Source organism: Lacrimispora xylanolytica (genome assembly GCF_026723765.1).
GTDB lineage: Bacteria > Bacillota > Clostridia > Lachnospirales > Lachnospiraceae > Lacrimispora > Lacrimispora xylanolytica.
In genome coordinates, this window is sequence record NZ_CP113524.1 from 3834983 (window position 1) to 3854327 (window position 19345).

The window sequence follows — 19345 nt, forward strand, 5'->3', positions numbered from 1 at the left end:
GCTTGCCTATTTGGCGTGCTTTTCCTCGAAATCCTTCATAAATGCCACTAACTTCTCTACGCCTTCTGTTGGCATGGCGTTATAGATGCTGGCGCGCATTCCGCCTACGCTTCTGTGGCCTTTTAAGTTTTCAAAGCCTGCTGCCTTTGATTCTTTCACAAAGAGAGCATCAAGCTCATCATCGCCGGTAACAAACGGTACGTTCATAAGAGAACGGTCCTTCTTCTCTACAGTTCCCTTAAACATCTTGCTCTGATCCAGGAAATCATATAAGATGGCTGCCTTCTTTTCATTTATTTCTTTCATGGCTTCCAGGCCGCCTAAATTCTTTAACCATTTGAACACCTTGCCGCAAATGTAGATACCGTATGCAGGCGGTGTATTATAAAGAGAGCCTGCATCTAAATGGGTCTTATAACGCAGCATGGTAGGAGTTCCCGGCAGCACATCTTCCGTGATCAAATCCTCACGAATGATAGCGATGACTACGCCTGCAGGCCCTACATTCTTTTGTACTCCTGCAAAGATCATGCCGTACTTGGAAACGTCAACAGGTTCGGATAAGAAACAGGAGGAGAGGTCAGCTACTAAGGGTTTTCCCTTTGTGTTAGGAAGTGTCTTATATTTCGTTCCATAAATGGTGTTGTTTTCACAGATATATACGTAGTCTGCATCCTCTGAGATCGGCAGATCCGAAACATCCGGGATATAACTGAAGGTCTTGTCGGCGCTGGATGCAACTGCATTGGCTTTTCCATAAAGCGAAGCTTCCTGGTATGCCTTTTTTGCCCACATTCCGGTGATGATATAATCGCCTACGCGATTCTTAAAAAGGTTCATCGGAACCATGGCAAACTGCTGGGATGCACCTCCCTGTAAAAGTAAGACCTTGTAATTGTCCGGAATGTTAAGTAATTCCCTAAGATCAGCTTCTGCTTCTCCGATGATGGATTCAAACATCTTAGATCGGTGGCTCATCTCCATAACGGACATACCACAGCCCTTATAATCCATCATCTCTGCTGCTGCTTCTCTTAAGACTTCCTCCGGCAGAACGGCTGGTCCTGCGGAAAAATTAAACACTCTGCTCATATCTCTTCCTCCTCTTTTTCATAGCTCTCAGCTATATCTTTAGATCTTCTGCGTCAAATACCTCTTCAATGGGCGCCCCCGGTGATACCATAGGGAATACCTTATCATCGCAGTGAATCTGACAATCTATAACAACAGGAACGTTTAAGGCAATGGCTTCCCGAAGTACCGGCTCGAATTCCTCTTTGCTGGTTACCCGGTATGCCTTTGCTCCCATTCCTTCTGCTATCTTAACAAAATCTACCTGGTCATTTAATTCGGTATGGGAATATCTCTTTCCATAGAATAAGGTCTGCCACTGGCGGACCATGCCAAGTACGTGGTTGTTTAAAACGATTTGAATAATGGGGATGTTGTAACGGGTGGCAGTGGCAATCTCATTGAAATTCATTCGAAAGCATCCGTCTCCTGCTATGTTAATAACTACCTTATCCTTCACTCCCATCTTGGCACCCATGGCGGCACCAAGTCCGTAGCCCATGGTTCCAAGGCCTCCGGAGGTAATAAAGCTTCTCGGATATTTGTACTGGTAGTACTGAGCCGCCCACATCTGATGCTGGCCTACCTCAGTAGCAATGACAGCGTCTCCGCCAGTCACCTCATAAATCTTTTCTATAATAAATGGACCAGTTAAGATACTCTTTTCATACCGCATGGGGTACATATCTTTTAACCGCTCAATATGAGCCACCCACTCTTCGTGGTTTATTGGGTCCAGTCTTACATTTAACTTTCTTAAAATGGATTTTACATCTCCCACTACGCTTGCATGTGTCTTAATGTTTTTGTTGATCTCAGCCGGATCTACATCAAACTGAAGAATCTTTGCATTGCGGGCGAACTTCGATGCCTTTCCTACTACGCGGTCACTGAATCTGGCCCCAATAACAATTAAAAGGTCACATTCCGTGATTCCCAGATTGGAAGTCTTGGTTCCATGCATTCCTACCATTCCCGTATAAAGCTCATCGGTCCCGTCATAGGCACCCTTTCCCATGAGACTGTCAGCTACCGGAGCCTGAATCTTATGGGCAAAGGAAGAAAGCTCTTCCTCGGCACCGGCAATGATCGCTCCGCCGCCTACGAAGATATATGGCTTCTGGGATTTACGAATCATGGTCAGAGCTGTTTCTAAGTCTTCCTCTGTAATGGTATCCTCCTGGCGGACGATTGGCTTTGGTTCCTTGTATTCATAATCAAAGGAGGCTGCTGTTACATCCTTTGTGATATCAACGAGAACCGGGCCAGGTCTCCCTGTCTGGGCGATTGCAAAGGCCCTGCGAATGGTATCTGCAAGCTTTGTGATATCCTTCACAATAAAATTATATTTGGTAATCGGCATGGTTACGCCAGTTATATCGATTTCCTGAAAACTATCCCGCCCAAGAAGTGGAAGGGCCACGTTACAGGTGATGGCAACCATGGGGATAGAATCCATGTAAGCCGTTGCAATTCCTGTAACAAGGTTGGTAGCTCCAGGACCTGAGGTTGCCATACAGACTCCCACCTTGCCGGTTGCTCTGGAATATCCGTCTGCCGCATGGGCCGCTCCCTGCTCATGGGCTGTAAGGATGTGGTTGATTTCATCCTGATGCTTATAAAGGGCATCGTAAATGTTCAGGATCGAGCCTCCCGGATACCCAAAAACCGTATCCACCTTCTGCTCTTTTAAGCATTCGATTACAATCTCTGCTCCTGTCAATGTCTTCATAGGCCGCTCCTTTTCTTTATACTTCAAGAATTGCTCCCCGGCTGGCCGGGGCTGCCATGGCCGCATAACGGGCCAGATATCCTGTGGTTACCTGTGGCTTTCTTGGCTGCCATTTTTCCTTTCTGGCTGCCATCTCTTCATCGGACACCAGCACATCAAGCTTGCAGTTGTCGATGTCTATGGAAATGATATCTCCCTCTTCTACAAGAGCAATGGGACCTCCCACAGCTGCTTCGGGACAGGCATGGCCGATGGAAGCTCCTCTGGAGGCTCCGCTGAATCGGCCGTCCGTAATGAGGGCTACGGTCGAGCCAAGTCCCATTCCGGCAATAGCTGAGGTTGGATTTAACATCTCTCTCATGCCAGGGCCTCCCTTTGGTCCTTCGTAGCGGATGACCACGACATCACCTGCCACAATTTTTCCGCCCTTGATGGCTTCAATAGCATCTTCTTCGCAGTCGAACACGCGTGCCGGACCTTCATGCTTTAACATGGCAGGATCTACAGCAGAACGTTTTACCACTGCCGTATCAGGCGCTAAGTTTCCTTTTAAAATGGCAATTCCACCAGTCTTGCTGTAAGGATTCTCTGCTGTACGAATGACCTCTGGATTTCTGTTTACACAGCCCTTAATATTCTCGCCTACGGTCTTACCAGTTACCGTCATGCAGTCTAAGTCCAAAAGTCCCAGCTTGCTGATCTCATTCATAACTGCATAAATTCCGCCGGCTTCATGTAAATCTTCTATATAAGTAGGGCCAGCCGGTGCCAGGTGGCACAGGTTGGGTGTTTTATTGCTGATCTCATTTGCGATCTCCAGATTAAGATCAATTCCTGCTTCATGGGCAATGGCTGGAAGGTGAAGCATGCTGTTGGTGCTGCATCCCAGTGCCATATCCATAACAAGGGCATTGCGGAAGGATTTTTCCGTCATAATATCTCTTGGACGGATATTCTTCTCAAGCATATCCATAACAGCCATTCCTGCGTGCTTTGCCAGCTTGATTCGATCGGAATAAACGGCTGGAATGGTTCCATTTCCCCGAAGTCCCATACCAAGGACCTCTGTTAAGCAGTTCATGCTGTTTGCCGTATACATACCGGAACAGGAGCCGCAGGTCGGACATGCGCTCTGTTCGTATTCCTTTACTTCCTCTTCTGTCATCTTCCCTGCGGTGTAGGCACCTACTGCCTCAAACATGCTGGAAAGACTGGTTCTGTGCCCGTGCACACGACCAGCTAACATTGGTCCGCCACTGACGAACACTGTGGGTACATTAATGCGGGCTGCTGCCATTAAAAGTCCAGGGACATTCTTATCACAGTTCGGAATCATAACCAGGGCATCAAAGGCGTGGGCTCTGGCCAGACATTCGGTGGAATCGGCTACTAAGTCTCTGGTGACAAGGGAATATTTCATTCCGATATGTCCCATGGCAATTCCGTCGCATACCGCAATGGCTGGTACCATAACCGGGTTACCGCCTGCCATAGCAACACCCATCTTGACCGCAGCTGTAATTTTATCCAGGTTCATATGACCTGGGACGATTTCATTATAAGAACTGACGATTCCAATTAAAGGCTTCTCCATCTCTTCCTCTGTCATTCCCAGCGCATGAAACAGGGAACGATGAGGCGCCTGCTGCATTCCTTTTTTTACTGAGTCACTCTTCATCTGCTGCACACTCCTTTTTTATTTTCTGATTATATGGAAATCCGGGAGAGGGGTAAAACCATGGGTTTTTCCTCTTCCGGCAATGTTGGCATTTATTTGCTGATCCGCTCTGCGATTAAGTCTCCCATTTCAGTGGTGGATACTCTTATGTTTCCTTCCGAGAAAATATCTCCGGTCCGGTATCCTTCCTGTAATACCGCTTCCACCGCTTTTTCCATTGCTTTCGCTTCCTCATCTAAATCAAAGGAATAACGGAGCATCATAGCGGCTGAAAGAATGGTTGCAATGGGGTTTGCAATGTTTTTTCCTGCAATATCCGGAGCCGAACCGTGACTTGGTTCATACATACCGAATTTGCTTTCATTCATACTGGCTGATGAAAGCATTCCGATGGACCCGGTGATCATACTGGCCTCGTCGGATAAGATATCTCCAAACATGTTTTCTGTGAGAATCACGTCAAACTGTCCTGGGTTCATAACTAGCTGCATGGCACAATTGTCTACCAGCATATGGCTTAAGGTAACTTCCGGGTAATCCTTTGCCACCTCTTCCACTACCTTGCGCCAAAGTCTGGAGGAATCCAGCACATTGGCCTTATCAACGCTGATGACCTGTTTTTTACGCTTCATAGCGATTTCAAATGCTTTGATAGCAATTCGTCTGATTTCTGTTTCATTATAAGAAAGAGTATCAACGGCTGTCATTACGCCGTCCACTTCTTTTGTAAAACGGTCTCCAAAGTAAAGCCCGCCTGTAAGCTCTCTCATGATTACCATGTCAAAGCCATCACCAATGATCTCTTCTTTTAAGGGACAGGCAGCTGCCAGTTCTTTATAGAGGTAAGCCGGTCTGATATTTGCAAATAAATTAAGACCTTTGCGAATGGATAATAGCCCCGCTTCCGGTCTCAGATTCGGTGCCACATCGTACCATTTTGAATTTCCCACATCTCCGCCGACTGCTCCAAGGAGAACGGAATCACTATTTTTTGCTGTTTCTAACGCTTCCTCTGTGAGAGGGACTCCATACGTGTCAATGGAGATACCACCCATTAAAACTTCCTTATAGAGGAAATCATGACCGTATACACTTCCCACTTTATCTAGGACCTTCCTGGCCTCTCCAATGATTTCAGGCCCGATCCCGTCGCCAGGGATCACTGCAATGTTGTAATTCATCTCGTCTTCTCCCTCTATATCACTGTACTTTGCTGATGTATTTCTTCTCATAATAGAACATTTAATGATATTTTTCAACTAAAATTAAATATTTTTACTGGAAACAAATATATAAGATTGGAATTGAACCTATGAATTAAGGTTATGAAAGAAAAAGACACTGCCTGACTTCTCAATTCCCAAATGGTGAAAAAAGAGCCAGGCAATGTCTTTTTAAGTAAGAGATTTTAGAGTCAGGCGTTTATTTTTATACGCAATTTCTGTGTAATATCAGTCTTTGCTCACAGAGTAAAACTGATGTGAAATATATAATAGGTAAAATAATTTCTTATTGCTGCATTTCCTCCTTATTATTAAATATAGAAATAATACGAATTTAAAAGATATTCCAGATTACGTTTCACAGCACAGGTAAATAAATGTTTTTTTACCGTAGCAATAGAATTATCATTTTCTTTATATCCCTTCAGAAGCTTTTGATACCGGTTCTTTTCTGCATTTGTGGATTCTTTGCTGATATACCCCCACACATGTTCCGCTGCATTGACCTCCGCCCCCATATCCTCTGGCAGAAGCATGGCCTCTTCCACTCTGGTATAGAACTCTCTTGCAACCGGCTCTTTCTTATCCTTTAATAGCTGCCTGATTTCTGTATAGATTCTTGCCGAACGGCTGAGGACATAATATTTATACCTTGCCCATTCCTTTTCCAGTTCCACTGCCTTTGCATTGAGGAAAACAGTGTTAATGCATTTATTGGCAGATAAATTCTTATCTTTCACCTCCAGCATAATATCTGCTTCCAGGGGAACCAGGGGATAAAAGTCCTCAAATGGCTGGAGAAATACGGTTTCAGAATGTCCGCCCACCGGGGAATTCTTTCCTTGCTGGGAATAATGAATCTTTTGCCTTCCATCCACCTTTTTCCAGGTCTTTTTACATTCCAGCATCCATTCCTGCTCTGTGCAATTCGTTTCAGATGGTTTAATAGCATTATGAAGATTATCAAAAACCACTGGAGAACCCGTTTGATAAGCTATATTTAAAACATCTTCCACAGTATAGCTCTTATCGTCATTTTCCAGAATCAAACGGCTCCTTATAGAGTCAGAAAGCAACAGGTAATTCTCTACAAACCGACTGGAAGCTTCCTTTTTATCTCCATAAACACCTCCGATATGAAGCACCAGCTTGCTGGTTTGATCCATTCCCAGGGCATTTAAAAAACGGTCGTGATACTCTAAATCCAGAATGGCATTGGCAATGGTAGACGAATCCGGGGAATTTAACACGGTATACTGTCCGGGGTGCATGGACACTCTGATGTTATTATTTTTAATTTTTTCACCCAGAGCCGTAAACATTTCCTCAAATTCCTCCCACCAGATCAGCTAATTGGCTGGATGGGAACCAAAGGGAATGATATCTGAACTGAGACGGAAAAAATGAATGTTGTTTTCTATATTATAATGAAGCATGGCATCCAAAGCGTTTAAATTATGATGGATTAAGCTTCTTAAATTATCTTCACTGGCATTTTTTAAAATACATCTTGACGTTTCCGTTCCCGGAACTCCTATCACCTGACATGCGTATCCAATTGACAATCCCTCTTCCTCCTATGAGCCTGGAATCCCGATTATAAAATGAGACGCACCAGCTAGTAGATATTTAGTAATAAAAAATACTAATACAGAAAGTATCTCCAAAAAACATGCCAATATGATACCATAAAACAATCTATGAAACAATTAAAAATAGCCCTGTAGCTATGGTTTCGGATAAACCATATCGGGCTATTTTTAATGATTTACTTATGCATTCACAAATTTATTGCGGTTGTAATTGATTAAAGAGCCAGAGAGTACAATTTCTTTTTCATTATCGGTCAATGCTTCCCAATATAAATGAATCTCTCTGACGGTATCACCAAGAATGTAGCCGGTGATTTCCTGTTTGCCTTCTGCGATGGCAGCTTTCATGCCGGGGATAAAGATATAATCATCCACCTCAAAATCAGGCTCTTCCTTTGTCTGGAATGGAATCATCCCCCAGTTGATAACATTGGAACGGTAACGCTTGGTTGCATACTCTTTACAGATGTTTGCAAGTCCGCCAATCACTCTTTGGCAGCTGGCTGCCTGTTCGCGTGCGGAGCCGTCTCCTGGCTTTGTACAGTAGATCACACTTCCTATTTCAATGGAGGTTAAATCCTTTCCTGCTGCCGGATACACTTCAGTGATTTTATCATAAACATGGCTGATTTCAGAAGGAACTGAATTGCCTTCTACTCTGGATTTTTCCAGTACAGCCACAGCTTTTGCTTTTCCAACGTATTCAGGGTCTCTTCTTGAGAGAGTAAATTCTGCTAATCCCAATGGATTGGAACGATAAGAAGCAGTTTCTCCTGATGGGATCAGTTCGTCTGTTGTGGTAACTTCATCAAGAATCTTGGAACATACCTTTAATAATACGTGTTCTCCTAAGGAACTCATCTCCGGCCAGTCCTTAATATTTGGACCGTATACAAGCTCTTCCTCATCCTTTCCTTCATCAAAGCCCTGGTAAACTCTGTTACGGTAAGCGGAGTCATCAAAATGGTAATCGTATACTGGATACTCATCGACGACATCAGTAGCAGGAGTCAGTATTCCGTTGTTAATTGTAGTTGCTGCAATGGAACGTGCGTCCATAAGTGCTACGGAGGTCATCTGTCCATTGCCTGGCTTGGAACCGTCTCTGTTGATGAAGTTTCTTGTGGTGTGACGAATGCTTAAGCCGTTGTTGGCAGGGGTATCTCCAGCACCAAAGCAAGGGCCGCAGAACGCTGTTTTTACAATTGCACCAGCAGCCATTAAGTTAGAAACCACACCCTTTTTCGCCAATTCCATATAAACCGGAACAGAGGATGGATAAACGGATAAGCTGTAATCCTTATCAATTGCAGTTGCTTTTGAAATGATTTCAGAAGCTTCATATACATTGTTAAAGTTACCACCGGCACAACCGGCAATGATTCCCTGCTGAACCTTTAACTGATTGTTATGAATCTTATCCGTGAGCTTGAAATCGATATTTGGATTGTTAATTAATTTTTTAGCATCTACTTCTACTTTGTGAAGAATATCGTTTAAATTACTATTTAATTCTTTAATAGAATAAACATTGCTTGGGTGGAAAGGCAATGCAATCATGGATTCAATCTTGCTTAAATCCACATATACGGCACCATCATAGTAAGCCACTGCTTCTGGCTGTAATTCCTTGTAATCTTCCACTCTTCCATGAATATTTAAAAATTCTTTTGTATCTTCATCTGTCTGCCAGATGGAGGTTAAGCACGCGGTCTCTGTAGTCATAACGTCAATACCGTTACGGAAATCAGTGGAAAGATTTGCGATACCAGGACCTACGAACTCCATTACTTTATTTTTAACATAACCGGATTTGAATACCTGTCCGATGATTGCTAATGCAATATCCTGGGGTCCAATACCGGGCTGTGGTTTTCCATCTAAATAAATCGCTATTACTTCAGGGTATTCAATATCATAAGTGTCACCGATGATCTGCTTCACCAGCTCACCGCCGCCTTCGCCGATAGCCATGGTTCCAAGGGCACCGTATCTTGTATGACTGTCAGAACCGATAATCATCTTTCCGCAGCCAGCTAACATTTCCCTCATAAACTGATGAATGACAGCTACGTGGGGTGGAACAAAGATTCCGCCGTATTTCTTAGCAGCAGAAAGTCCAAATACATGATCGTCTTCATTGATGGTTCCGCCAACTGCACAAAGGGAGTTGTGGCAATTGGTTAACACATAAGGAATTGGGAACTTCGTCATTCCAGATGCTTTTGCTGTTTGAATGATTCCGATATAGGTTAAATCGTGAGATGTCATGGAATCAAATTTAATTTTCAGGCTCTGCATGGAGTCGGACTGATTGTGCTCTTTTAAGATACCATAAGTAATGGTTCCTTTTTTCGCCTGCTCCTTATCCAATGGTCCGTTGTTTCGTGCTTCTAATTCTGCGATATTTTCCTCGGAAATAAGTTCATTGTTGCCGACAAGAAAAGCACCTTTTTTGAATATGTCTAACATGTTTGTCCTCCTCATGTTTCAATCAAGTTGGGGTGCTGCGAAACGAAACAACACCCCTATTTTGTTACGTATTAGTATAAAAATGGAACTGGAAGTACACCAATTAAAATTGCAATGATAAGCTGGATAAAGTAGCTTGGAATACCCCATTTTAAGTATTCCTTCTGATAATCAACAAAGCTTACTTCTGTACGGTCTACCAGTACATATAAGAAAGCAACCAATGGACTGGCGAAACGAACGGCCTGTCCCATTAAGGATGCAACACCGATATCCACTGGAGTCGCACCAAAGCTGTAAGCGATCGGTGCAATAACTGGAAGAATACCGAAGTAGAACGCATCATTAGGAAGGAAGAATAATCCTGGTAAAGAGATTAATGCAAGTAATAACGGAATGTATCCGCCCATGCTGGCTGGTAAAAGAGAAACGATCTGCTCAGCCATTGCTGTACTGATACCGCTGCCGTTTAAGATACCCATAATTACACCAGCACCAAATACTAAGCTAACAGGTCCTAACGCTTCTGCACCGTTGGCAGTCAGTCTTTTTGCCTGAAGGTTCGGATCTTTGAAGTTAACGATTAAAGCGACCGCTGTACCGATTAAGAATAAAAGTCCGCCGTTAACAACATCAAGAATCAGTAATACCATGATAAATACAGTTAATGCAAAGTTGAAAAGTAATAATTTAGGTTTCTTTAATCCTTCCGGATCTTCGTTAATGGATTTGATGATATGTGCTAAATCGGAATCATTGATAATACTGGAACCAACGGTATAACCTAAACGTGCACGCTCTTTCTTACCGTAGGAGTATGCCATATAAACAGTAAGGATAATTGCACCAATCATTCCAGGAATTAAAGGTGTGAAAAATTCTTTTGGTCCGATGTTTAAAACCGGCATAGCTCGTGCCATCGGTCCACTCCATGGTACAAGGTTCATGATGGAGTTTGGAATCGCGATTAAAACAGCCAGATATAACTGGTTCATCTTCATCTTCTTAAACAGGGATAATACAGCCGCAGTTACGATTAAAACGGTTGTGGTACCATCACCATCTAAGGATACTACCATGGAAATGGCTGCTGTTGCTAAACAAAGTTTAAGGGGATCACCTTTTGCCCATTTAATCAGTAACTTGCTAAGTGGATCGAAAAGACCAACATCCAGCATGATAGAGAAAAATAAGATAGCAAACAGTAACAATGTAATTGTAGGTGCAACACCTGCTTTTACTTTTGTGCCATTAAACTGGTAATAAAGTCCCTGATAAATCCAATCAAACACTTCCAGGAAGGAAACATGCTGATAAGCTGCTACGATAAAGCCAAACGCCAGTGGAACCAAGATCAGACCTGCGAACGGAGAAATCATTTTTCTCAGAAGCAGGAACATAAATACGATAATCATTAAATATCCCAATAATGCTAACATATGTTTTTACTCTCCTCAAATAAGAATTTGTTAGTTAAAAAATACGGTGCCGGTTAAAATCTTACGAGCCGTACGGTAGGAGGTTACAGAATGTACCTCTACAGTACCGTCCTCTGATTTCTCATAATCAATACAGCCGCTGATGGTTCCGCTGCTATGACCTAATGTATAGGTATTATTTTCAGCTGCATGCTTTTTCACCAGACGGTTTGGAATTGTTCCCGGAATCACACTGGCTGCAAGAGTACATAATGCACCTGTTAAAGCAATGCTCTTATGTGCCTTTTGCATGCTCATCATTCGAATGGACAAATCATAGTCCAATTCGCTGATTATGTTTCCAGACGCATCTTCATAAACCTTTGATGGAGCCACTAATGTTAATTTCGGCACTCCAGGTGAAATGGTTGAACTGTCTTCCAGATTTTTTATGAGCCCCATTTTCAAGGCAGCCGTTCCTCTTATTCGCTCCAGCTTCTCAAGTAATGCCTGGTCGCCGTCAATTTCGCTTACCTTCTCATAGCCTGTTAAGCCAATCTCTCTGGCATCCACATACACCAGGGGATTGCTTGCATCAACGATGGACATCTCCACGTCGCCCACTCCCTCCACAGAAAAGACATCAGAGCTATTTCCTGTAGGAAGCAGTTTTCCTGTTAATGATCCTGCTGGATTCACAAACGTTAAATCAATCTTAAGACCTTTTCCCGGTACACCAGCAATTTTAAAATCCTCTGAGTATATCAGTTCTCCATTGGGAGTAGGTACGCTTTCCTCAATTACCTTTTTTGTGTTGGTATTATATACCTTCACGATTGTAACTGGATCCTGAATTTCCACCATCTTATTTTCAATGGCAAAGATTCCAACAGCTGAGGAAATGTTTCCGCAGTTTCCTGCATAGGACACCACCGGCTTGTCTACAGATACCTGGGCAAAGGTATAATTTACATCCCAGGGCTCATTAAGCTCCTTAGAAATAATTGCTACCTTGCTTGTCGTAGATACCGCACCGCCGAGTCCGTCAATCTGTCTGATATCCGGGCTTCCCATGACTTTAAGTAAGACCTGGTCCAGATCATCCGGTAGATTTTTCAAGTCCTCCTCTAACAGGAAGACCCCTTTACTAGTTCCACCTCGGTAAATACTACACTTTAATTCTCTCAACACTCACCACTCCTTAATAACTTTGTACACCCTTTTATCAATGTACAATTATTTTTTGTGTAAAAAAATAAGAGAGCTCTATTTTTCTACCCACACTTCCATCGCCTTTTGTCTTGATAACTAACCGAAATTACGTTCTTTTGTATCGGCATAATCTGTTTTCCCCATAACTATCATCTTTCCCCATGTTGACTCCTGATACGCCAACCCCACTGAATAGTGGTAGTAATAAGAAGAGTTATCGTATGGTTTTGTACTCATTGTATACTTGTATACAATTTAAGAAATAAAAAAACAATATTATTAGATAAGACCAAATGTTTCCCCCCTCCGTCCTAACTCAAATATGAAAAAGATCAGCTATTGTATACCTGTATACAATTTGTAATAAAAAAAATGGTTTTGTTTCTATCACACCTTCTCATATTCTGTTTCTTAAGACTTCTCATTTGGCTTTTTTCATTCATAATAATATAGTTTTATTGTATACCTGTATACAATCTGTAATGCAAATTATACTTTGGAAGTTCCTGCTCTCTATGTTTGTATTATATTATGGTTCTAAAAAAAATGCAATCCTTTTTACAATTTTTTTTTACAATTTTCGACATTATTGTGCACATTGTCCATAACCTACCAGCAGGCCTCCGGCAACCCCCACAAGTAAGTGTCGGATTTTCCATGTTTTGTGTAATATTTTCCTTTTTAGCTCACCTCCTACTTTTCACTAAGGCTTGCCAGCCATAGTCTTTATCACATAGGAGGCATTTTGCACAATACTTATGGGATCCTTGGGAGATCAGATGTTTGATTAAAACAAATGGATCTCTTTTGTCAGAAACTTCTTTGCATTTATGGTATGCTCTCTGCCAATCTGCTCCGCTAATAGTTCATCTTTCTTTTCAAAGGCCTCAATCAATGCCTTATGCTCTTTCATCGCCACTTCTCTTCTCTTATTCATGACCAGAGTAAAATTTCTAAGCTTTGATAAATACTCATAAATCTGTTTCATTTGATCGATCAGCCTTTTATTGTTGCTTTGATGTACGATGCTGTCGTGGAATTCGTCATGTGTTTTCCAGTATTCTTTGATATCCTCATTTTTAATACACTGCTCCATCATAAGAAGCTTGTTTTTTAATTCTGATATCTTAATATCAGTCATATTTGCGCACGCTAAACGGAATGCCAAGCCTTCCAGAACCTCCCTGATCTCGTAAATCTCATAAATATCTGCTTTGGAAATTCCTTTTACAATGGTTCCCCTTCTTGGAAGATTCTCAGCCAATCCTTCAATTTCTAATTGCCGGAACGCTTCTCTTACCGGAGTCCTGCTTACTCCCATCCCTTCTGCAATGGATGTTTCCACCAAGCGGTCTCCAGGCTTTAGAGTGCCTGCCATAATAGCCTTTCTAAGCCTTTCCAGTACGATTTGTCTGATAGGCCTTAGATCCGTGCTTTCTATCTTTTCATATAATTGCTCCATAAATTCACTTCCTTGCATTTTGCATGTATTTTTATGTGTACCAGTTTGCCATAACCTTTTTGGGGTTTAATGGACCTCCTATACTGGCAGGACTCCTAAAACACTCCATTAGATATTATAATCTGCCCAACATTTTATGTCTATACTTATCTATGGAATGAACCTGAAAAAAAGCAGTGCCATTTTAAGGGGCACTGCTTTAAATTCCTGCACAAAGGAAGGATTCTTATACCTGTTTATCCACATTTAAACACTTATCCACGGAAGCTTTATCGATTTCATTGACAAAGGAAGATTTCTCCGTGCGGGTATAATAAGTGGTAGAATCCTGATTCTTAGAGCCTATGGATAAATGAAAGGTCTCTTCTTTTCCATTCTTCTCATAGGTGTATGTGATCTCTGCCACAGGCTTATCAAGTCCGTAGCTGCCAAGGCTGCTATCCTCTGCTTTATAATCAGCACAGCTCTTTACCTTCAGGCCGCTTAAAGAATCGGCAAGAACGTTTAGGGGAGAATTATCCTTTAATTTATTGCTTTCCGAATCAGCAGAATCTTTATACCATGCAATTTCTTCCTTCTGATCCCCTTTTACCTCCAGCTCCTTTTTTACATAATGGCTGGTGGTACCGTTTTGAGAAATGGTGATAGTCTTTATATCCGTCCCCTGAATGGCAGGAAACTCCTCTAAGGCCATTACATCAGTAAGACCTCCTTCTGTTTCACTAAACAGAGAGGAGCTGATGAGATAAGGGGTATTCTCTCCCTGTATCACAGCATAATAATTCCCATCCTCCGTTCCGTTTCCAAGAAGAATGACCGACTTTTTCCCATCTCCAGACGTTACTTCGACTTTGCGGATTGGCTTATCCAGACCGTAGGCGCTTAATGTATCTGCTCCCTCCAGCTTTCTAAGTGCTTCCAGCTTTGATACAGTTGATGCCATGGAATCCAATTTTGTCTGCTTGACCGGGAAACGGTCATCACCATCATACTTCCAGACCCCATCCTTTTTGGTAAAGGACAGCTCCTGACCATTGTTATCATAGGACAATGCCTGGACATCAGAGAGGTCGGTCATGTAGGCTTTATCCGCCTCTTTCTTTTCATTTTCCTTTTTTTCTGAACCGTCCAGATAGAAATTCACCCCGATATAAAGGGCACAGAGAAGGATCAGGGCGCCGGCACCGTAAAAAATACCTTTTTTCTTCTTCATTACAGCCCTCCTCTTACAGTCGTCTGCGTTTCAGCCAGATGACAAGGCCTGTCAATAGGGTCACTACCGGAATTACAAAAACAAAGAGAACTCCCCATAAGCCGCCTTTTGTAACGGTGTTGTAGCCAACATCAAGGCTCTTGGCCGGTATGGATACATTTGCCACATCCGGATAATTTGCCGTTACCGCATTCATAAAAAGATTCATGTTATTTAAATTGGTAAAGCTGGTGTTTAAGCCCTCATCAATCAGGGATGGTGTGGTCAAAACGGTGAGACGCGCCGCACCGGAGTCCAGTGTCTTTTTCGCCACGGCACCAAGAAGGTACGTTCCTTTTGTCTGCTTATCAGCCGTTACCAGCATACCATTCTCACTGGTTTCCATAAATGGAGCCACTTCCACTCCCTGAGGAAGGTCTTTTAACTGAGTCATAGCACCAGACTGGAGTACTAAAGAAACGCTTTTGTCATCGGTTCCCTGTGTCAGCTCATTGCCGGCTGGAATGGTGGGGAAAATGTAATAGGGGTTATTCTGGTAAAAGTTTTTGGTGTCTGCGGCCAGACCATTTTCCATATTTAAGCCGTATTCATTGAGCAGTCCATTCAGATTTGGACGGTCTTTCTCCGAGTATCCTGCCAGAATCATTACATTTCCGCCGCCGTTTAAGTAATCGGAAACCATCTTCTTTTCATCCGCAGCCAGGTCAGATTCCGGGGCATTCAAAAGAAGAAGCTCGCAGTCCTCTGGAATACTGCCGCCTGTCAGCAGGTTTATCGGGGTTACAGTTAAATTAGATTTCTTTAACATGTCTGTAACCACAGTGCCAAACTGAGCTTCCTTATGCCCTTCTGTTACATAGACCTTTTTCTCCACGTCATTGGTCACATGGGAAATGGCGCTGGTCAGCTGCCCTTCCCCGTCAAATTCTGATTCCTTTGACTGTCCGTAATTGTAATAGGCAGACTCATCCATTTTTATAATGCTGGTAAATGGAACAGACTCTGTCTTATTGGTGGCTTCACAGCTTATAAACAGGGAGTCATCCGTTGCCTTTAGCTTATTGACCTGATCCGGGTGAAGGACGGAATCCAAGGTCTCCACTTTGATATGTTTGGATAAATCCTCATATCGCTTTGCAAAGCTTGTAATTCTTTTATCCACATTGGAAGGATCTCCAACCACATATATGGTAACATCTTTATCAAGCCCCTTTACCAGATCCTTTGTAGTTGTTCCAAGGGTATAGATCTGACTGCTGCTCATATCCCACTGCCGTACCTTCTCCGGAAGCCGTCCTACGATCATATTTAATACTATGACAGCTGCAATCACGATAAGGGAAAGAATTGCTGAATAGCCGCCTTTTTTCAATTTTCTGGTCATTTCCATCCTCCTAACTCCATCTGCGTTTCTCTATGGACTGCACGGTCAAAAATATCAGCAGAAAGATTACGCTGATATAGGAAATCAGACCGCCCAGGTCAAAGATGTAATGACTGGTAAAATTCTGGAGTACCTGAGTGATGGATATTTTCTCCAGAAGGTTTACAAGTGCACGGTCAAGAAGGCTTCTTTTCAGGAAAAAGATTCCCACAATGGCTAGAACGCCGACCATCTCTAAAATACTAGCAATAAGATTATGGCTGGTCATTCGGTGAACTACAAACACGACAAAGGTCCAGAGAATGATAAATCCAATGGCAGACCCGGATGCGCTTGCAGGCAGAAATCCCACCAGATTCGGCCATAGCAAAAGCAAAAGAATGACACCAAAGGTTCCTACCGCTGCTATGATCTGACTTTCCGTTAAGGATGAGATAAACATTCCAATGGCGATGTAAACACAGCCAAGAAGGAAGAAGGCCAGCATCGAGGCATAATCTACCTTTAAATATGCCGTACCGTTCATCTTTATAATGAGAGGACATACACTGGTCAAAAGTACAGGTACCAAAAAGACAGTGACCATGGAAAAATATTTTCCAAGGACCATCTTTGTCACCGTTACGGGTGCAGTCAGCAAAAGCTGGTCCGTCTTTGTTTTCCTGTCATCTGCAAAGCTCCTCATGGTGAGCACCGGAATTCCAATCATGATGATGGTGACCATACCGGAAAGAGTATAGGAAAAATACGGGTAACCGCTCATCATGTTATACGCCATAAAATAAATCCCGATAAACAGCACCATAAAGGCGATGAAAACATACCCTGTCATAGACTGGAAATGGGATTTTAATTCTCTTCGATAGATCGCATTCATTCTGACTGTTCCTCCTCTCCCTCTTCCACTCCCCGATCTGAAATATCCTCGTTGCCAGTTTCAGCTGTACTTATTTCCGCTTCCCCATCCGCTTTCAGTTCGTAAGAATCATCTACACCATCAGATTCCGCCTCTTTAATAAGCTCTAAGAATACTTCTTCCAAGGAAGCTTTCTGGGACTGCATGGATAAAATGGGTAATCTCTGATCCGCAAAGGCAAAGAATATGGTCTCCCGCACATCTTCTTCCGGGTCAAGCTCTCCACTTCGGAAGTTAAGAGATACGTGCTTAATTCCTTCTTCCCCACTTTCGGATACAACAATATCTGCTGCCAGAGAAATGGCTTCTAAGGTGGTCATAATCTCTTCTTCGGAAGCCTTGATAGAAAGCTCCATACCAGAGGCCCCTTCCATCTGGCGCTCCAGATTTTCCGGCGTATCACTGGCAATGAGTTTGCCCCGGTCAATGATCATGATGTGGTCGCATACCGCACTGACTTCGGATAAGATATGGGAGCTTAAGATAACCGTATGCTTTTTTCCCAGTTCCTTAATGGTATCCCGAATCTCTATGATCTGCTTGGGATCGAGACCTACGGTTGGCTCATCTAATACAATTACAGGGGGAAATCCAATGACAGCCTGGGCAAGCCCCACCCGTTGTCTGTAGCCTTTTGACAGGTTTCGGATCAAACGTCCCTTGACCTCAATAAGCTTAGCTAACTCCAAGACCTCCTGTACCGCCTGCTCTCTTTCCTTTTTGGGAATTTTCTTTAATTCTGCAGCAAAGTTAAGCTGTTCCATAACGGTCATATCCACATACAGAGGCGGAAGCTCCGGCAGGTAGCCAATGCATTTTTTTGCTTCCTCCGGTTCCTCCAGTATGTTGTGCCCATTGATCAGCACATCTCCTTCTGTCGCACCTATGTAGCCGGTCATTATGTTCATTGTGGTGGACTTTCCAGCACCATTTGGCCCTAAGAAGCCATAGATCTGTCCATCTGAGATTGTGAAGCTTAAATGGTCCACTGCCAGATGTCCGCCGTAGTCCTTTACCAGGTTTCTGACTTCGATCAACTCTCTCTCCTCCTGTTCTTTTTCGCATGCTTGCGTTCCTATCTAGATTAATTTGGATTTGTGAAAAATGTGTGATATAATTTTGTTGATTGTGTGATAAAAGTATGAAAAGTTTCGACAAAATATGCAATAGAAAAAACCATCACATTTATTCTTAATTTATAGTTCCATGAATCACAGGAGGATAATTATATGCAATACGGACCCAACCCCAATGCCTTGCATCCCAATGAGGCAATAAAAAGTATTTGTTATATCAAAAATGTTATCACGCGACCCAATATCTTCGTTGGCGATTACACCTATTATGATGACATCAACGGTGCGGAAAGGTTTGAAGAACACGTGACGCACCACTATGAATTTATAGGAGACAAGCTCATCATCGGGAAATTTTGTGCCATAGCAAAGGGCATTGAGTTTGTAATGAACGGTGCCAATCATAGGATGAACAGCGTTACCACCTACCCCTTTAATATTATGGGAGGCGGTTGGGAGAAGGCAACACCCGCGCTGGAAGACTTACCCTTAAAAGGGGATACTGTCATTGGCAATGATGTATGGATCGGTCAGAACGTTACCATCATGCCTGGTGTTCATATTGGTGACGGCGCCATAATTGCCGCCAATTCCGTTGTGGCAAAAGACATTCCAGCTTATCATATAGCTGGCGGAAATCCATGTAGAATCCTGAAGAAAAGATTTGATGATGACCTGATTGAACATCTTCTCACAATTAAATGGTGGGATTGGCCTGCAAAAGAGATATTTGACCATTTAGAAATTCTGTGCAGCGGAGATTTGAAAAGAGTCTTAGAAATCAATCCTCTCCTCAAATAGAATTAATATGCTCAAAGTAAGGACAGGGTTGGCAGGAACAACAAGTATGTTCCTCAAAGTGTATGTATCACAAAGGGGCTGACGCACTGGCTGAC

At 42.8% G+C, this 19345-nt stretch carries 14 protein-coding genes and 1 pseudogene; 1 reads left to right on the top strand and 14 read right to left on the bottom strand.

The genetic code is table 11. The features are described from left to right. Positions 1-6: 6 nt before the first annotated feature. From serC to OW255_RS17835, 14 genes and pseudogenes are all read right to left on the bottom strand, one after another. Positions 7-1092, bottom strand: a complete 1086-nt coding sequence (serC, locus tag OW255_RS17770) for a 3-phosphoserine/phosphohydroxythreonine transaminase (RefSeq protein ID WP_268114837.1) — start codon at positions 1090-1092, stop codon at positions 7-9. Between the two features lie 31 nt (positions 1093-1123). Continuing rightward, on the bottom strand, positions 1124-2803 hold the full coding sequence (ilvB, locus tag OW255_RS17775; protein WP_024834954.1) for a biosynthetic-type acetolactate synthase large subunit: 1680 nt from the start codon (positions 2801-2803) through the stop codon (positions 1124-1126). Between the two features lie 16 nt (positions 2804-2819). Further along, entirely contained in the window at positions 2820-4481 is a 1662-nt protein-coding gene (ilvD, locus tag OW255_RS17780; RefSeq protein WP_268114839.1) for a dihydroxy-acid dehydratase, read from the bottom strand. 92 nt (positions 4482-4573) lie between these two features. Further along, positions 4574-5662, bottom strand: coding sequence for a 3-isopropylmalate dehydrogenase (gene leuB / locus OW255_RS17785; protein WP_268114841.1), 1089 nt, complete (start codon positions 5660-5662; stop codon positions 4574-4576). Positions 5663-6015: 353 nt separating this feature from the next. Further along, complete coding sequence (locus OW255_RS17790; RefSeq protein ID WP_268116629.1) at positions 6016-6453, bottom strand: DUF1722 domain-containing protein; 438 nt, start codon at positions 6451-6453, stop codon at positions 6016-6018. Between the two features lie 33 nt (positions 6454-6486). Further along, positions 6487-7245, bottom strand: a pseudogene (uvsE, locus tag OW255_RS17795) (UV DNA damage repair endonuclease UvsE); the annotation flags it as partial. A gap of 231 nt (positions 7246-7476) precedes the next feature. Then, positions 7477-9768: a hydratase gene (locus OW255_RS17800; RefSeq protein WP_268114842.1), complete on the bottom strand. Its 2292-nt coding sequence runs from the start codon at positions 9766-9768 to the stop codon at positions 7477-7479. A gap of 71 nt (positions 9769-9839) precedes the next feature. Then, positions 9840-11207: a CitMHS family transporter gene (locus OW255_RS17805; RefSeq protein ID WP_268114843.1), complete on the bottom strand. Its 1368-nt coding sequence runs from the start codon at positions 11205-11207 to the stop codon at positions 9840-9842. Between the two features lie 30 nt (positions 11208-11237). Beyond that, positions 11238-12377, bottom strand: coding sequence for a 2-methylaconitate cis-trans isomerase PrpF family protein (locus tag OW255_RS17810; protein WP_268114844.1), 1140 nt, complete (start codon positions 12375-12377; stop codon positions 11238-11240). 808 nt (positions 12378-13185) lie between these two features. Then, positions 13186-13860 carry a GntR family transcriptional regulator gene (locus OW255_RS17815; RefSeq protein WP_268114845.1) on the bottom strand — a complete coding sequence of 225 codons (675 nt, stop codon included), beginning with the start codon at positions 13858-13860 and terminating at the stop codon, positions 13186-13188. Between the two features lie 226 nt (positions 13861-14086). After that, positions 14087-15073: a DUF4340 domain-containing protein gene (locus tag OW255_RS17820; protein WP_268114847.1), complete on the bottom strand. Its 987-nt coding sequence runs from the start codon at positions 15071-15073 to the stop codon at positions 14087-14089. Positions 15074-15086: 13 nt separating this feature from the next. Next, the gene (locus tag OW255_RS17825) at positions 15087-16457 is read right to left on the bottom strand and encodes a GldG family protein (RefSeq protein ID WP_268114848.1); all 1371 of its coding nucleotides are present in this window, start codon (positions 16455-16457) and stop codon (positions 15087-15089) included. A gap of 10 nt (positions 16458-16467) precedes the next feature. Further along, entirely contained in the window at positions 16468-17334 is an 867-nt protein-coding gene (locus tag OW255_RS17830) for an ABC transporter permease subunit (protein ID WP_268114849.1), read from the bottom strand. Next, a complete protein-coding gene (locus OW255_RS17835) occupies positions 17331-18410 on the bottom strand; it encodes an ABC transporter ATP-binding protein (protein ID WP_268114850.1) in 1080 nt (359 codons plus the stop codon). The genes OW255_RS17830 and OW255_RS17835 overlap by 4 nt, the downstream gene beginning before the upstream one ends. Positions 18411-18602: 192 nt before the next feature. On the opposite strand from OW255_RS17835, the gene OW255_RS17840 reads away from it, so the two are divergent. Then, positions 18603-19250 (top strand): Vat family streptogramin A O-acetyltransferase, encoded by a 648-nt coding sequence (locus tag OW255_RS17840; RefSeq protein WP_268114851.1) that lies wholly within the window; start codon positions 18603-18605, stop codon positions 19248-19250. The last annotated feature ends 95 nt before the right edge of the window (positions 19251-19345 follow it).

Excerpts from the sequence above, each read along its gene's own strand:
- OW255_RS17805 (WP_268114843.1), bottom strand. The coding sequence starts at position 11,207 with ATGTTAGCATTATTGGGATATTTAATGATTATCGTATTTATGTTCCTG.
- OW255_RS17830 (WP_268114849.1), bottom strand. The coding sequence starts at position 17,334 with ATGAATGCGATCTATCGAAGAGAATTAAAATCCCATTTCCAGTCTATG.
- OW255_RS17825 (WP_268114848.1), bottom strand. The coding sequence starts at position 16,457 with ATGACCAGAAAATTGAAAAAAGGCGGCTATTCAGCAATTCTTTCCCTT.
- OW255_RS17790 (WP_268116629.1), bottom strand. The coding sequence starts at position 6,453 with ATGCTGGAGGTGAAAGATAAGAATTTATCTGCCAATAAATGCATTAAC.
- ilvB (WP_024834954.1), bottom strand. The coding sequence starts at position 2,803 with ATGAAGACATTGACAGGAGCAGAGATTGTAATCGAATGCTTAAAAGAG.
- ilvD (WP_268114839.1), bottom strand. The coding sequence starts at position 4,481 with ATGAAGAGTGACTCAGTAAAAAAAGGAATGCAGCAGGCGCCTCATCGT.
- OW255_RS17840 (WP_268114851.1), top strand. The coding sequence starts at position 18,603 with ATGCAATACGGACCCAACCCCAATGCCTTGCATCCCAATGAGGCAATA.
- OW255_RS17820 (WP_268114847.1), bottom strand. The coding sequence starts at position 15,073 with ATGAAGAAGAAAAAAGGTATTTTTTACGGTGCCGGCGCCCTGATCCTT.
- leuB (WP_268114841.1), bottom strand. The coding sequence starts at position 5,662 with ATGAATTACAACATTGCAGTGATCCCTGGCGACGGGATCGGGCCTGAA.
- serC (WP_268114837.1), bottom strand. The coding sequence starts at position 1,092 with ATGAGCAGAGTGTTTAATTTTTCCGCAGGACCAGCCGTTCTGCCGGAG.
- OW255_RS17815 (WP_268114845.1), bottom strand. The coding sequence starts at position 13,860 with ATGGAGCAATTATATGAAAAGATAGAAAGCACGGATCTAAGGCCTATC.
- OW255_RS17800 (WP_268114842.1), bottom strand. The coding sequence starts at position 9,768 with ATGTTAGACATATTCAAAAAAGGTGCTTTTCTTGTCGGCAACAATGAA.